Origin of the sequence: Streptomyces griseochromogenes (assembly GCF_001542625.1) — a bacterium.
Classification (GTDB): domain Bacteria; phylum Actinomycetota; class Actinomycetes; order Streptomycetales; family Streptomycetaceae; genus Streptomyces; species Streptomyces griseochromogenes.
Genome location: NZ_CP016279.1, coordinates 3,799,128 through 3,813,015, shown reverse-complemented (window position 1 = coordinate 3,813,015; position 13,888 = coordinate 3,799,128). Strand labels below are relative to the sequence as shown.

The window sequence follows — 13,888 nt, the reverse complement described above, 5'->3', positions numbered from 1 at the left end:
TCCGGATGATTACCAGGGGTGGGTGACGGTCACGGGAGTCGAGGCGTTGTACAGCTCCCCCACTGCGCGCAGTTCGAATCGTGCGGCCGTCTCTCCCTGTGCGGGCCGCAGTCCGGAGACGAAGCAGGCGCGCTGGCAGGTGCCGCCGAGGAAGCGGCGGGTGCCGTCGGGCAGGAGGCGGTGCAGTTCGTAGTGGCGCACGGGACCGGGAGCCGCATCCCAGGCGAAGCGCAGGTCGCCTCCGGAAGCGGCGGTGATCCGCAGGCCGGTGGGGGCGGCCGGGGCCGTGGCGGTGTCGCGTACGGTGAGGCCGCCCAGCCGCCAGCGCACCGGGCCGCCGCCGGGCGCGGTCAGGCGGACACCGAGGGCATGGACCGTGCCGGACAGCCCGGCGAGCCGTACGGTCGACGTCTGCCAGGTGCCGGCCGAGGTGACCGGCAGCCAGGTGTACGGCGGTGCCGCTCCGGCGCCGCTCGGCTCGGCGGTGGCGACAGCCAGCTCGATGTTCACTTGTCCCGCGTCGGTCCGGTGCGTCAGCTCGACCACCGTGTTCGCGGTGATCGGCAGCCGGGTCGCGTACAGATCCACCACGGCCGGCCGATCCGGTTCACCGGCGACCAGCACGCTGCTGCCGCCCCGCCACGCGTCGGCGAAGTCGAAGGACACGGACGGCCGCCGCCCCGCCGTCCGCACGGCCCACTGCCGGGAGGGCAGAAGATCCTGCAGCCCGAGGTGGTTCCAGGGCGCGTCGGAGGTGACGGCTCCGTCCTCGTACCACCGCAGCCCGTGCCCGGTGTTGAACACGCTCGCGAACGGCACCGAGGACACGGTCGACCGGTCCGCCACCGACACCGCCGGCGCCCGCCACGGATCACTCGCGTCCGGCCGCGCGGGATCGAGCGACCGCCCCGTCCAGAACCGGTCGTCGGCCGCGTGGAAGTCGCCGGGGGTGCGCTGACCGTCGGGCAGGTGGTTGCGGGTCCACTCGGGCCGGTAGAAGCCGATCGAGGTGATGTGCGCCTTCCCGGCCGGCACGACGGCGTCCCAGTCCACCGACGTGTCGGACCCGTTCGACTCGACGTCGACGCCGGCCCACAACTCGTAGCGGCCGCGTCCCAGTTGGCCGGCCTTGGTCCCCGAGGACGCGAGGGTGGCCGCGCTCCAGCGGAAGTCGACGAACATGTCGTCGGCGGCCTGGAAGAACGCCTGGTTCTGGCTGTCGAGCGCGCCCTGCCAGCTGACCGTCCCGTTCACGGTCATCGCGTCGTACCAGGTCACCCGCTGTCCCTTGGCCGCCGCGAGCGCCTTCAGCTCCTTCACGAAGGCGAGCATGGCGGTGCCGAGCGCGGTGTTCCCGCCGCCCGTCTCGGCGTTCAGGAACCAGCCGTCGAAGCCGTGGGCCGCCGCGACCGCGACGAGTTGAGCGGCGAGCGGGTAGTGCCCGGAGGAATCCTTCTGGACGAGGTCACGGGTCCACTGGAGCCGGCCGCCGTAGGCGGTGGGCGGCAGGAAGACGGTGCCGAGGACGGGCACGCCGTGCCGGTGGGCCGCGTCCACGATCGGCGCGTTCGGCGCCAGGATCAGCCCCTCGCCCGCCGAGCCGCCCCAGAAGACCAGCTCGTCCAGGCAGGCCCAGTGGGTGAGGGCGTAGTAGTCGGCGGTGGCCGATCCCTGGGAGGGGTTGCCGGAGGTAGGTCCGAAGGAGACCAGGGACTGGATACGGGCCTGGCCGGAGCGCGCGGTGGTGTTGGCCGGGGTCGGGGTGAAGCGGGCGGCGAGTGGGACGGACGCGGCATTGAAGGCGAGGTCGGGGTCGTCGGCCGCACGCCAGGTCTTCAGGCTGCGCCAGGTGATACCCGGGCTCGGGCTGCCGGAGGGGAAGGAGTCCGGGTACCAGTACGAGGCGTACGGCGGGGTGGCGACGGCCTTGGGGCGGGCGGCGGCCACGGCGGGAGCGCCCGGGAGCAGGGCCGTGGCGGCCCCGGCGACGAGAACGGTGCGTCTGGTGGGGTTCACGAGCAAGTGCCTCCTTGTGGGGTGGGGAGTACCTGGCCGGGAGTGACGACTTCGGTGATTCCGCGGGCGGCGAGGTGGTCCTTGTCGTCCGCGTGGGTGTCCAGGACGGTGGTGGGGCGGGCGCCGTCGGCGACGAGGCGGAAGAAGGCGTCGAAGACGGGGCCGCCCGGGGCGCAGCGGGAGCGGTGGGCCGGGTCGGCGGGCACGACGAGGGCCGTGGTGCGCGTGGCGGGGGGCTCATGGTGTGCGCGGGCCGCGTCGGCCAGTACGCGGGCGATGTCCTTGGGGCGCCGGTCGTGGGTCAGCAGGCCGAGCCCGTATTCGAGTTCGGGGAAGTCGGCCAGTTCGCGGGAGACGTCGTAGGAGCACCACCAGGTGATGCCCCACAGATCGGGGCAGTCCAGAGCGTTGCGGACGGTCGCCTCGGCGAAGGCGGGCGCGTGCTCGGCGGGGACGAGGGGCGCGGGTGCGCCCACCTCCTGCAGCCACACCGGCCGGTGCGGCCGCTCGGCCCAGGCCTTGCTCAGCTCGACCAGATAGGCGGCGTGGTGCTCGGCCGGTACGGAGGTACGGCCGTGGCGCTGGGCGGTGCCGTTGAAGACCCAGGAGTGCACGGCGGTGACGGCACCGAGGCGGGCCGAGTGGGCGGGGGTGAAGGGCTGGTCGTCCTGGTACCAGGCGGCGTCGTAGGAGGCGTGCAGATGGGGCCGGTCCGGGGCGCCCTCGGCGCAGGCCGCGAGGAGCCGGGTCAGCCAGCGTTCGGCGTCCTCAGCCGTGATCCGGTCGGGGTCGGGGTGAGGTGCGGCGGCGAACTGGTTGACCTCGTTGCCGATCGTCATGCCGAGGAAGGCGGGCCGCTCGGCGAGGGCGGCGGCGAGGGTGCGCAGGTAGGCGGCCTGGCCGTCGATCACGTCCGGGTCGGTGAAGAGGTTGCGCCGGTGCCAGGTGCGGGTCCAGGCGGGCAGGAAGTCGAAGCTGCTCAGATGGCCCTGCAGGCCGTCGACGCTGACGTCCAGGCCGCGTTCGGCGGCCGCGTCGACCAGGCGTACCAGGTCCTCGACCGCGCGCGGGCGGATCAGGGTGCGGTTCGGCTGGAAGTAGGGCCACAGCGGGAAGACGCGGATGTGGTCCAGGCCGAGGGCGGCGAGCGCGTCGAGGTCGGCGCGCACGGAGTCGAGGTCGAAGTCGAGCCAGTGGTGGAACCACCCGACGCTCGGGGTGTAGTTGACGCCGAAGCGCACGGCACGGGACATGCGGTGTCCTTGCTCCTTGCGGGCGGAGTACGGGGGTCAGCCCTTGACGGCGCCTTCGCCGACCCCGCGGAAGAAGTACCGCTGCAGGCAGGCGAAGAGGGCGATGAGCGGGGCCACGGCGATGACGGTGCCGGCGGCGACCAGGCGTTCGTCGTTGGCGAAGGTGCCGTGCAGATAGTTGAGGCCGATGGTGAGCGTGAACTTGTCCGGGTCGCTGAGCACGATGAGCGGCCACAGGAAGTCGTCCCAGGCGCCCATGAAGGCGAAGATCGCGACGACGGCGAGGGTGCCCTTCACCGAGGGCAGCGCGATGCGCCGGAAGCGCTGCCAGACGTCGGCGCCGTCGACGTAGGCTGCCTCCTCGATCTCGTACGGCAGGTTGCGGAAGGCGTTGCGCATCAGCAGCACGTTCATGGCCGCGACGGAACCGGGCAGGACGACGCCGATGAGGGTGTTGTTCAGGCCGAGTTCCCGCATGGTCGTGAACTGGGCGATGATGATGCCCTCCACGGGTACGAGCATCGCCAGCACGAAGACCAGCGTGGCCGTGCCGCGCCCGCGGTAGCGCAGGCGGGCCAGGGCGTACCCGGCGAGCGCCGAGCCGACGCAGTTGGTGACGACGCTGGCGCTCGCGACCTTCAGCGAGTTGAGGGCGTAGTCCCAGACGGGGATGGTGTCCGCGACCCGGCGGTAGTTGTGCAGGGTGGGGTGGCTCGGCAGGAACGTCGGCGGGGAGCTGAAGATGTCTTCGGTGGGGCCTTTGAGCGAGGTGGACAGCTGCCACAGGAACGGGCCGACGGTGAGCGTCAGTACGGCGAGCAGCAGCGCATAGCGCAGGACCAGCTCCCACACCCGGATCCGGCGGCCGTGCCCGTCGGTGACGCGGCGCCCGCGGCGGACCACGGGCTCCTCGCGGGGCCGCGCCTTCTCCCTCTCCAGGACGCTCATGGCTCCTCCCTCCGGTCGGCGCGCAGGACGAGCAGCATCAGCGCGACGGTGACGACGAACACGACGACGGAGAGGGCCGAGGCGTAGCCGACGCGGCCGGTCAGGCCGGTGCCGGTGCGCTGGACCAGCATGACGAGGGTGGTGTCCTCGCCGGCCGGGCCGCCGCTCGGGCCCGCCATCAGGTACACCTCGGAGAACACCTTGAAGGCGGCGACCGAGGAGAGCGCGGCGACCAGCACCATGGTGGAACGCACGGCGGGCACCGTGACCGTGAGGAAGCGGCGGACCGGGCCCGCGCCGTCCACGGCGGCGGCCTCGTGCAGCTCGCGCGGCACGTTCGCCAGCGCGGCCAAGTAGATGATCATGTAGTAGCCGAGGCCCTTCCACACCGTCACGGCCATGGCGCTCAGCAGGAGCAGCCACTGGTCGCTGAGGAACCCGACCCGTCCGATCCCCACCGTTCGAAGCAGCGAGTTGACCAGGCCGCGTTCGTCCAGCAGCCACACCCAGATCAGCCCGACGACCACGACGGAGGCGACGACCGGGGTGTAGAAGGCGGACCGGAAGAAGGTGATGCCGGGGATGTTCTTCTGCACCAGCAGTGCGAGCAGCAGCGGCAGGATCACCAGGGCCGGTACGACCCCGACGATGTACAGGGTGCTGTTGCGCAGACCGGTCCAGAACATGTCGTCGTGGAGCAGCTCGCGGAAGTTGGCGAGGCCGACGAAGTGGCCGGGGATCAGGGTGCGGCGGTCGGTGAAGGAGTTCACCACGGTCGACACGAAGGGGTAGAGCACGAAGGCGCCGGTGATCAGCAGCCCGGGCGCGGCGAACAGCCAGGGGCTGGTGGGCAGTTGGCGCCGCACGCGCGACACGCCGGCCATCCGCGTCAGCCCTGCTGCTTCAGGAGCTGGTCGCAGGCCTTGACAGCGTTGTCGAGGGCCGCCTTGGGGCTCTGCTTGCCCTGGAGGGCCTTGGCGACCTCGTTGCGCAGTGCGGTCTTCATCTGGTCGCTGAACAGCACCGGTGTGTAATTGACGGCGTTCTTCAGGGACTTGGCGGCCGCGATGCGCACCCTGGTCTCGTCGGTGCCGTCCTCCTTGGTGAAGTACGGGTCGTCGAGGGAGCCCGCGGTGCTCGGGAAGATGGCGACCTTCTTGGCGAAGGACATCTGGTTGTGGGCGTCGGTGACGAAGTGCGCGAAGGCGACCGCGGCCGGGGTGTGTGCGGTGCGGGAGTTGACCATCACGCCCATCACGTACATGTTGACGTGCCCGGTACTGGTGATCTGGTCGGTGATCCCGATGTTCTTGTACAGGTCGGGTGCCTGCTTCTTGAAATTGCCGAGGTCCAGGGCGCTGCCGGGGTTCATGGCGACGGCCTCGGTGAGGAATTTCCTCCCGGAGGACTCCGGAGTCGCGGTCAGCGCCTGCGGATCGAGCGCCTTCGCGTCGTACAGCTGCTTGTACTCGGTGAGCAGTTCGATCCCCTTGGCGTCATTGAAGGCGAACCCGGTCCCCTCCTTGTTCATCAGCTGGACGCCGTAACGCCCGAAGTCCTCGATGGTGGGCACGTTGGCGAGCGTGGCGACTTTGCCGTCGCTCTTCTTCGCCATCCGCAAGGCGTCGGCGAAGAGGTCGCCATAGGTCTTCGGCGGGGAGCTCGGGTCGAGTCCGGCCCTCGTGAACAGGGACTTGTTGTAGAAGAGCGGCCCGGTGTTCAGGTACCACGGGAACGCGTACGTCCCGCTCATGCCGGGCACCTGGTGGCTGGCCCAGGCGCCGGACAGGTACTCGGACTTGTACTTGCCCGCGGCCTTGTCGAGATCGAGGGCCATGCCCGCCTTGGCGAGCGGGGCGACCAGGTCCGGGGAGACGTTGACGACGTCGGGCAGGGTGCCGCCGGCCGCGTCCGCGCTGATCTTGTCGGGGTAGCCCTCGGCGGGCTGGTCGATCCACTTCACCCGGGTACCGGGGTACTTCTTCTCGAAGTCCGCGACCAGGCCCTCGAAGTACGGCTTGAAGTTCGCGCGCAGGTTCCAGGTCTGGAAGGTGATGTCGCCCTCGATCTTGCCCGAGGCGTCGGTCGGGCCGCTGTCGTCACCGCCCGAGCCGCAGGCGCTCAGCGGCAGGACGAGGGCGACGGCAGCGGCGGCGAGGGCTCTGCGAGGCATGGACACGGTGACACGACTCCCTTGCTGTGTGGGGCTGTTGGCGGTGCCAGAGACCTTGCACGCGCCGTTCCGGAAAAGTCAATGCATTCGTCCGAGCTAAAGAAATCGGCCGTTCATCAGTGCAGGTCGGTGCGGATTGGCCAAGATCTTGCGGTAGTTCGCTAAAGCGCTTTAGAGTCTTGACACTCAAGCGCATTAGCGAACATCGCCCGGAAGGGGGAGAAGCGTGCCGCCGACCAGACGGTCCCCCGCACGCCGGCCCACGATGAAGGACATCGCCCGGCGCGCCGGAGTCTCCGAGAGTGCAGTCTCCTTCGCCCTCAACGGCCGTCCCGGTGTCTCCGAGAGCACCCGCGCCCGGGTGCGCCGGGTCGCCGAGCAGCTGGGCTGGCGCCCCAGTACGGCGGCCCGCGCGCTCTCCGGCGAGGGCGCGGCCACGGTCGGCTTCGTCCTGGCCCGCCCCGCGCACACCCTGGGTGTCGACTCCTTCTTCCTGCAACTGGTCTCCGGTATCCAGGAAGTGCTCGCCGAGCGCCATCTGGGCCTTCTCTTCCAGGTGGCCGAGGACGTGGACGAGGAGTGCGCGGTCTACCGCCGCTGGTGGGCGGAGCACCGGGTGGACGGAGTGCTGGTGGTCGACCCGCGCGCCGAGGACCCGCGCCCCGGTCTGCTGGACGAACTGGGCCTGCCCGCCGTGGTCATCGGCGGCGCACCCGATGTGCGCCACGCCGGTCTGTCCACGGTCTGGGCGGACGACGCGGGCGCGATGGCGTCCGTGGTGGACGAGTTGGCGGCCCTCGGCCATCGCCGGATCGTACACATCGCGGGGCTGCCGGGCCTCGCGCACACCGAGCGCCGTATCGCCACCTTGCGCGCGGAGGCGGAACGCCGCGGTCTGACCGAGGTCAGCTCGGTGACCACCGACTACTCCGACACGCAGGGAGCAGCCGTCACCCGCCGGGTGCTCGGCGGCTCCCCGGCCCCGACCGCGCTGATCTACGACAACGACGTGATGGCCGTCGCCGGCCTCGCCGCCGCGGCGGAACTCGGTTTCCGTGTCCCGCGGGACGTCTCGCTGGTCTCCTGGGAGGACTCGGCCCTGTGCCGCATGGTCACACCGCGGCTGTCCGCGCTCTCCCGCGACAGCTCCGAGTTCGGCAGGACGGCGGCGCGGGAGCTGCTGGCGCTGCTGGACGGGGACGCGGCACGTGCGGTGGGGGTGCCGGTGCCGCGGCTGACGGGGCGGGGCAGCACGGGGACCGCGCGGCCGTCCTGAGAAGGCGGTGCTTCATCGTTCAACCGCCTTGTTTTCTATGGTTCTTAACCATCCAAAACTTGCGGAACCGATCGCCCGGAAAGATGCTGGAGACATCGGATCGGGCAATTTCACCGAGAGCCGTAACACCGTGGTGGCGATCAGTTGCATGCTGCCGACCTCCTTCTCCGCCCGACCGCCGGCCGACGGCTGGGGACGCGCTCGCCCTCGCGGTGGGAGACGCGCACCCGAAGGAGACCCGCCATGAACGCGCCGGCCGACAATGGGACCACGATGCCCCGCTACTGCGCCCAACCACCGCAGACCAAGCCCGTGTTGCGCCCCGACCTCAGCCCAGCCCGGGCAAGGGCCATACTGCTGGTCCACGCCAAGTGGATCAACGGCACGGTCCTGCACTACGCCTTCCTCGACCAGGGCGGTGACATCGGAGGCCCGGAGCAGCTGGACGAGGTCCGGCACGCCTTCCAGTCGTGGAAGGACCTCGGCATCGGGCTGGAGTTCCAGGAGGTGACCGATCCCGGCGACTCCGAGATCCGCGTCGTCTTCCAGGAGCACGAGGGCTCCGCGTCGTACGTCGGCACGGACAATCTGCACATCGGGACCAGCGAGCCGACCATGACCTTCGGCTGGGACCTGACCACCCGGTACGGCAAGGCCACCGCGCTGCACGAGACCGGGCACGCGATCGGCTTCGCCCACGAGCACCAGAACCCGTTCGCCGGCATCGTGTGGGACACGGACAAGGTCTACGAGGATCTCGGCGGACCGCCGAACAACTGGCCCCATGAGGTCACGTTCAACAACATCCTGCGCAAGCTGTCGCAGGACGAGGTGACGGGCTCCACCTGGGACCCCGACTCCATCATGGAATACAGCTTCGGGCCCGGACTCATCGTGCGTCCGGAACGCTACCGCGGTGGCATCCCGCCGTCGCTGGGCCTGTCCGCCACGGACAAGGAGCGCGTCCTGCAGTGGTACCCGAGCCTGCACGCCCAGCCGTCCAGGCTCGAGCCGTTCCAGTCGGCACCGCTGCGGCTCGCCACCGGGGAACAGGCCGACTTCGAGATCGTTCCGTCGGATACCCGGAGCTACCAGATCGGCACGTTCGGCGACAGCGACGTCGTCCTGGCGCTGTTCGAGGACACCCCCGGCGGTCTGCGGTACGTCACCGCCGACGACGACAGCGGGCAGGACCGCAACGGACGCCTTGAGACCAGACTCGTCAAGGACCACCACTACGTGGCCAGGGCCCGCCTGTACTCCACCTGGGGCAGCGGTTCGATCGCGCTCATGTACTGGTGAGAGGGCTCAGGGGCGATCGGCAGCCGGTGCTCGTGCTCGGTGAGCCGGTGGCGGTGCCGGTGGACGACGGTCGCGAGGGCGGCCTCGCCGGCCGGCACCGCCGGGGCGCGGCGTCCCCGGCGGGCTTCATGTCGAGGGTCGGGAACCGGTCGGGCCGGATGAACTCCGGCGCCGGCCGCGCGTCCTGCTCGTCCGCCTGAGTGCCTCCCTTCGAGTCCCCGCAGCAGGAGATCCCCCGGGGCATGTCATCGCCGGAAGCGCCTCGGTCCTGGTCAAGGTCAGGTCACCCCGTGACCTGCCACTCCACCTTGAACACCCACACATAGCGGCCCGCCCCGCGGGCCGCCTCCGGCACGTCGACGACCAGGGAGCCGCCCGTCACGGTCCAGGTCAGGGGGCGGTCGTGACCGAGCATCGTCACCTTGTCCCCGGGTCGTACGGGCACCGGCGCCTCCACGATCAGCTTCGCACCGGGCCGGGCGAGGGAGTGGATGTAGAAGGCTTCGTCCGGACGGACGGTGAAGCGCAGGTCCTCGCCGAGCTGGGCCGTCCGCGACCAGTACGTGGTGTCGTACACCGCCTCCCCGTTGACCTTCAGCCACTCCCCCGTCTCGCGCAGCCGGGTCTGCATGATCTCGGGGATCGTGCCGTCGGCGCGCGGGCCGATGTCGAGGAGGAAGTTGCCGTTCTTCGAGACGATGTCGACCAGACTGTGGACCACCTCTTCGGCGGTCATGTACGCGGAGTCCGGGGTGGCCTGGTTGTAGCCGTAGCTGAAGGGGTCCAGGCCCCGGCTCGACTCCCACTTGGCGATCACCGTGTTGTCGTACGTCGTGTACTCGGGGGTCGTGTAGTCGTGGAAGGAGATGCCCGAGCGGTTGTTGACGGTGACGTCGATGGGCTTCGCGCGGTTCTTGGCGTGGTTGAAGTACTCGGCGAGGACATGGAGGCTGTCGTTCGCGCCGCCGATGTCGCACCAGATGATCTCGGGGTCGTAGCCGTGGACGAGTTCCAGCATCTGCGGCGCCTGGTAGTCGTGGACGTAGTCCTTGCCCGCCGTGTAGCCGGTGTACGGCACCGGCTGGAGGGTGTACGGGTTGCGCGGGGCGTGACCCATCCACGGGTTGTCGGGGTTGAACCACTCGGGCATGGAGAAGTACAGCCCACGGTGGAGTTCGGGGGCGTAGCGGCGCGACGCCTCGAAGAGGTCCTTGACCAGGTCGCGTCCGGGCCCCATCCGTACCGCGCTGCGCTCCGAGACCTTGGTGTCCCACAGGGCGAAGCCCTCGTGGTGCTTGGAGGTCAGGACGTGGTACTGGGCGCCGGCGTCCCGGAACAGCTCCACCCAGGCCCGCGGATCGAACCGCTCGGCGGTGAAGCGGGGGATGAAGTCGTCGTAGGCGAAGTCCTCGCCGTAGGTGTTGCGGTGGTAGGCGTACACCGCGTTGGCCGGGTCCTGCATGTGGTTCCAGTACCACTCCGCGTACTGCTTGCCGACCGGTGACCAGGCGGGCACCGAGTAGACGCCCCAGTGGATGAAGATGCCGAACTTGGCGCCCTGGAACCAGTACGGCGCCTGGTGGGCGGAGAGTGCGGACTCGGTGGGTGCGTAGTCGGGGGTGCCGAGGGTCAACGCGGCCTTGCCCGTGGCGGCCCGGGCGCCGCGGCCGGTCACCGTGACCGTGCCGTCCCGGCGGGTGCCCGGCGCCGTGCCCGGGCGGTTGCGGATGCCGATGCGGACCCGGGCCTGTTCGCCGGGGTCGAGCCGGCGGAGGCGCGCGGGCTGGACCGTGCGGGCGCCCGGGACGTCGACCGTCACCGACACGGCGTCCGAGGCCAGCACGGCAACCGTGCCCGCGTTGACGATGGTGGCCTCCACACCCTGCGCGCCGGAGGGCTCCAGCAGGGAGGGGGTGGAGTGCGGGGAGCGCAGGGCCAACGCCCGTCCGGTGGCCGCCGGTTGGAGGGTGAGGGCGAACACGTGCAGGGACGCCTTGTTCGCCTGGGCCGGATTCGTGACGGGGAGGGTGAGCGCGACCGCCTCCCGGCCCGGGTCGATCCAGACCTCCGCGACACCGATACCGACGCCGTGCTCGTCCCTGCCGCCGTCGGGCCGGTAGCGGTACGACGCCGACAGCGGGCCGCCCGTCGCGTACCAGTCGGAGCCGCCGAGGCCGGCGGTGCTGGTCGTGCCGTCGGCGTAGTGGACGGTGGCCCGGCCGGAGGCGTCGCCGTAGCTGGCGGCGGTGAGGAAGAAGGCCGACAGATAGCGGCCCTTGGGGAGATCGAGGCGCTGGCCGAGGGCGACGGCGTTGTTGCGGGCGCCGGCCGTCGAGGCGGGGAAGAGGAAGGGCACGCCGTCGACCTCGACGCGGCCGGCGGGCAGTTCCTCGCCCGGGAACGTGTAGCCGGATCCGTCGAAGTCGCCACCGCGCGCGGAGGCCGTGTCGATGCCGTCGTTGTCGTAGAGGGCGTCCAGCGGCACCGGTACGGGGTCGGGGACGGCGGCCCAGGGGGCCTGGCGTTCGCCGGCCCGCGCGGGTGCGGCCGTGGTGAGGGGGAGGGCGGCCGCGGCGGTCACACCGGCCGCCGCGCCCAGGATTCCACGTCTGGGATACATGCTCATGAGCGGCTCCCATACACTCCGATTCATCGGACGTCTGATGATTGTGGGGGGATTGCGGAACTGTCAACGGGGCCGCATCGGGCGGAAGTTGAGCCATAGATCGGATGACAGATCCCATGTCTGTGATCGGCCTCTCGACGTGCCCCGCCCGACCGTGCACAGTTCTCCCTACGCGCCTCGATTCATACCGACGAGTAGCCAAGGAGCGCCCGTGACCAGCTGGGTCGGCCGGACCGCCGCCGAGATCGCCGCCGCCGTACGCGAGAAGGAGGTCACGCCGCGGGAGGTGGTGGCGGAGCACCTCGCGCGGATCGAGCGGCTCGACGGCCGGATCGGCGCGTTCCGCACGGTCCGCGCCGAGGCCGCGCTCGCCGAGGCGGACGAGGTGGGTTCCCGGCCCGACCTGGCCGAACTCCCGCTGGCGGGCGTGCCGGTGGCCGTGAAGGACAACCTCGCCGTGCGTGGCGAGGCCAATCGCGTCGGCTCCGCCGCCACCCCGGACACCCCCGCCGACAGCGACCATGTCACGGTGGCCCGGCTGCGGGCGGCGGGGGCGGTGGTCGTCGGGCTGACCAACGTGCCCGAGCTGTGCGTCTTCGGCACCACGGAGGGCGTGCACGGCACCGCCCGCAACCCCTGGGACACCTCCCGCACCGCGGGCGGCTCCTCGGGCGGCAGCGCGGCCGCGGTCGCCGCCGCCATGGTGCCGATCGCCCTCGGCAACGACGGCATGGGCTCGCTGCGCATCCCGGCGGCCAACTGCGGTCTGGTCACCCTGAAGCCGGGCCATGGCGTCGTGCCCGCGGGGATCAGCGACGGCGACTGGTTCGGGATGTCCGAGAACGGCCCCTTGGCGACGACCGTCGAGGACGCCCGCCGGATGTTCTCGGTCCTCGCGGACACCGACGTCGTACGACCGGAGGAACCCGGCACCCGGACCATAGCCGTCTCCCTGCGCAGCCCCCTCGTCGGCGTCACCGTCGGCAAGCCCTACACGGCGGCGGTGCGCGAGGCCGCCCGGCTGCTGGCCGGTGCCGGTCACCGGGTGCGGCGCGCCGAGCCGCCGTACCCTCTCTCGCTGAGCGTCACCTCGCTCGCGCACTGGACGGCGGGCACCTCGGTGGACGTCCAGGGCCTGGATCCGAGCAGGCTGGCGCGGCGCACCCGCGTCCACGCGGCCGTCGGACGGCGCTTCGTGAACGGCGTTCGTACCGGAAAGGCCCGCGAGCGGCTGCGCCGGAACCTGACGCCATTCTTCGCCGAGCACGATGTGCTGCTGGCCCCGGCGCTGGCGCGGCGTTCCCCCAAGGCCGGGCCCTGGCACGAGCGGGGCTGGCTGCGCAACGTGCTCGCCAACACCGCCTACTCGCCGCTCACTCCCCCGTGGAATCTGACCGGCTGGCCCGCGATGGCCGTCCCCTTCGGCGCCCTTCCCTCGGGCGCCCCTTGCGCCGTCCAGCTGGTGGGGCGCCCGGGCTCGGAGGAGCGCCTCCTGGAGCTGGCGGAGCAGCTGGAGCGGCTGCGGCCGTGGCAGCGGACGGCGCCGCTCGGCTGACCGGCTTCACCAGTACAGGACCCAGCCGTCGGCGTCACGGATTCCGTGCCCTTGCAGGGTGATGCGCCGATCGGCGGGAAACCGCTCGGAGATCGCGGCGATGCGGTGCAGGACGGGCGTGAGCTGCACGGTCATCCTGCCGACCCGGTATTCGTGGCGCCGCGCCGGCGTCGTCCGGTCGATCGTCTCGAACGACCGGCCGAGGCGCTCCAGCCGGAGCATCTCCGCCTCGGTGATGTCCCAGACGTCCAGGGCTCCGCCCCGGCGCGGCAGGGCCACGGGCAGCGTGAAGGACACTGCCTGCTCGACCGGTGCGATCGGGAAGGGCCAGCGCAGCACCCGGTGCTGCAGGTCGAAATGCTGACTCGGCCTGGGTTCGACGGCGATGCCGTCTCCCTCGAACACGTGGAAACCCGGGAGCGCCACCCTTTCGTCGTACCGGACCGGCATCCTCAGCAGCCCGGCGAGCACCTCGGCGACGCGGTCGAGGAGAGCGCCGAAGTGCTCACGGATCATGCGGTTGTGCCGCGCCAGCCGCCCGAAGTACGTCTCCTCAGGATCGTCGGAGGCCATGACGTCGAGGTAGGTCGCCAGGCCCAGGGTGGAGCAGCCGATGCCCCGGATCAGCCAGTGCGGCCGCAGCGTCTCCAGGCGGTCGCCCACCTCGACGCACCCCTGCTCGTCCAGGACGTCGACATCGACCACGAGCGGTTCCAGCGGCAGTGGCTCCACGGTGTCT

General features: G+C 70.9%; 12 protein-coding genes. 4 read left to right on the top strand and 8 right to left on the bottom strand.

Annotated elements, in window-relative coordinates; translation table 11 throughout:
• Nucleotides 1-9: 9 nt before the first annotated feature.
• Genes AVL59_RS16120 through AVL59_RS16100 form a run of 5 tightly spaced genes read right to left on the bottom strand, consistent with a single transcriptional unit; the run spans nucleotide 10 to nucleotide 6,390 of the window.
• Nucleotides 10-2,016 (bottom strand): endo-beta-N-acetylglucosaminidase, encoded by a 2,007-nt coding sequence (locus AVL59_RS16120; protein WP_067304520.1) that lies wholly within the window; start codon nucleotides 2,014-2,016, stop codon nucleotides 10-12.
• The gene (locus tag AVL59_RS16115; RefSeq protein ID WP_099053073.1) at nucleotides 2,013-3,269 is read right to left on the bottom strand and encodes a glycoside hydrolase 5 family protein; all 1,257 of its coding nucleotides are present in this window, start codon (nucleotides 3,267-3,269) and stop codon (nucleotides 2,013-2,015) included. Before AVL59_RS16115 ends, AVL59_RS16120 begins: the two co-directional genes overlap by 4 nt.
• A 36-nt stretch (nucleotides 3,270-3,305) precedes the next feature.
• Nucleotides 3,306-4,217: a carbohydrate ABC transporter permease gene (locus tag AVL59_RS16110; protein ID WP_067304518.1), complete on the bottom strand. Its 912-nt coding sequence runs from the start codon at nucleotides 4,215-4,217 to the stop codon at nucleotides 3,306-3,308.
• Nucleotides 4,214-5,101, bottom strand: coding sequence for a carbohydrate ABC transporter permease (locus AVL59_RS16105; RefSeq protein WP_067304515.1), 888 nt, complete (start codon nucleotides 5,099-5,101; stop codon nucleotides 4,214-4,216). The genes AVL59_RS16110 and AVL59_RS16105 overlap by 4 nt, the downstream gene beginning before the upstream one ends.
• 5 nt (nucleotides 5,102-5,106) lie before the next feature.
• Nucleotides 5,107-6,390, bottom strand: coding sequence for an ABC transporter substrate-binding protein (locus AVL59_RS16100; protein ID WP_099053072.1), 1,284 nt, complete (start codon nucleotides 6,388-6,390; stop codon nucleotides 5,107-5,109).
• A gap of 265 nt (nucleotides 6,391-6,655) precedes the next feature.
• On the opposite strand from AVL59_RS16100, the gene AVL59_RS16095 reads away from it, so the two are divergent.
• Nucleotides 6,656-7,666: a LacI family DNA-binding transcriptional regulator gene (locus AVL59_RS16095; protein WP_067304509.1), complete on the top strand. Its 1,011-nt coding sequence runs from the start codon at nucleotides 6,656-6,658 to the stop codon at nucleotides 7,664-7,666.
• 12 nt (nucleotides 7,667-7,678) lie between these two features.
• Here the strand turns inward: AVL59_RS16095 and AVL59_RS52145 are convergent, their stop codons facing one another.
• A complete protein-coding gene (locus AVL59_RS52145; RefSeq protein ID WP_159399928.1) occupies nucleotides 7,679-7,816 on the bottom strand; it encodes a hypothetical protein in 138 nt (45 codons plus the stop codon).
• A 93-nt stretch (nucleotides 7,817-7,909) separates the two neighbouring features.
• On the opposite strand from AVL59_RS52145, the gene AVL59_RS16090 reads away from it, so the two are divergent.
• The gene (locus AVL59_RS16090; protein ID WP_237281516.1) at nucleotides 7,910-8,968 is read left to right on the top strand and encodes a matrixin family metalloprotease; all 1,059 of its coding nucleotides are present in this window, start codon (nucleotides 7,910-7,912) and stop codon (nucleotides 8,966-8,968) included.
• The gene (locus AVL59_RS56390) at nucleotides 8,965-9,168 is read left to right on the top strand and encodes a hypothetical protein (protein ID WP_159399927.1); all 204 of its coding nucleotides are present in this window, start codon (nucleotides 8,965-8,967) and stop codon (nucleotides 9,166-9,168) included. The genes AVL59_RS16090 and AVL59_RS56390 overlap by 4 nt, the downstream gene beginning before the upstream one ends.
• A gap of 83 nt (nucleotides 9,169-9,251) precedes the next feature.
• Here AVL59_RS56390 and AVL59_RS16085 read toward each other — a convergent pair whose 3' ends face one another.
• Nucleotides 9,252-11,594, bottom strand: coding sequence for an alpha-L-fucosidase (locus tag AVL59_RS16085; RefSeq protein WP_067304507.1), 2,343 nt, complete (start codon nucleotides 11,592-11,594; stop codon nucleotides 9,252-9,254).
• A gap of 211 nt (nucleotides 11,595-11,805) precedes the next feature.
• Here AVL59_RS16085 and AVL59_RS16080 point away from each other — a divergent pair, with 211 nt between their 5' ends.
• Complete coding sequence (locus tag AVL59_RS16080; RefSeq protein ID WP_067304504.1) at nucleotides 11,806-13,149, top strand: amidase; 1,344 nt, start codon at nucleotides 11,806-11,808, stop codon at nucleotides 13,147-13,149.
• A gap of 6 nt (nucleotides 13,150-13,155) precedes the next feature.
• Here AVL59_RS16080 and AVL59_RS16075 read toward each other — a convergent pair whose 3' ends face one another.
• Nucleotides 13,156-13,881 (bottom strand): hypothetical protein, encoded by a 726-nt coding sequence (locus AVL59_RS16075; protein ID WP_079146723.1) that lies wholly within the window; start codon nucleotides 13,879-13,881, stop codon nucleotides 13,156-13,158.
• Nucleotides 13,882-13,888 lie beyond the last annotated feature (7 nt).

Coding starts and splice junctions, on each gene's coding strand:
- AVL59_RS16115 (WP_099053073.1), bottom strand. CDS start 3,269: ATGTCCCGTGCCGTGCGCTTCGGCGTCAACTACACCCCGAGCGTCGGG.
- AVL59_RS16110 (WP_067304518.1), bottom strand. CDS start 4,217: ATGAGCGTCCTGGAGAGGGAGAAGGCGCGGCCCCGCGAGGAGCCCGTG.
- AVL59_RS16105 (WP_067304515.1), bottom strand. CDS start 5,101: ATGGCCGGCGTGTCGCGCGTGCGGCGCCAACTGCCCACCAGCCCCTGG.
- AVL59_RS16100 (WP_099053072.1), bottom strand. CDS start 6,390: ATGCCTCGCAGAGCCCTCGCCGCCGCTGCCGTCGCCCTCGTCCTGCCG.
- AVL59_RS16095 (WP_067304509.1), top strand. CDS start 6,656: ATGAAGGACATCGCCCGGCGCGCCGGAGTCTCCGAGAGTGCAGTCTCC.
- AVL59_RS52145 (WP_159399928.1), bottom strand. CDS start 7,816: ATGCAACTGATCGCCACCACGGTGTTACGGCTCTCGGTGAAATTGCCC.
- AVL59_RS16090 (WP_237281516.1), top strand. CDS start 7,910: ATGAACGCGCCGGCCGACAATGGGACCACGATGCCCCGCTACTGCGCC.
- AVL59_RS16085 (WP_067304507.1), bottom strand. CDS start 11,594: ATGAGCATGTATCCCAGACGTGGAATCCTGGGCGCGGCGGCCGGTGTG.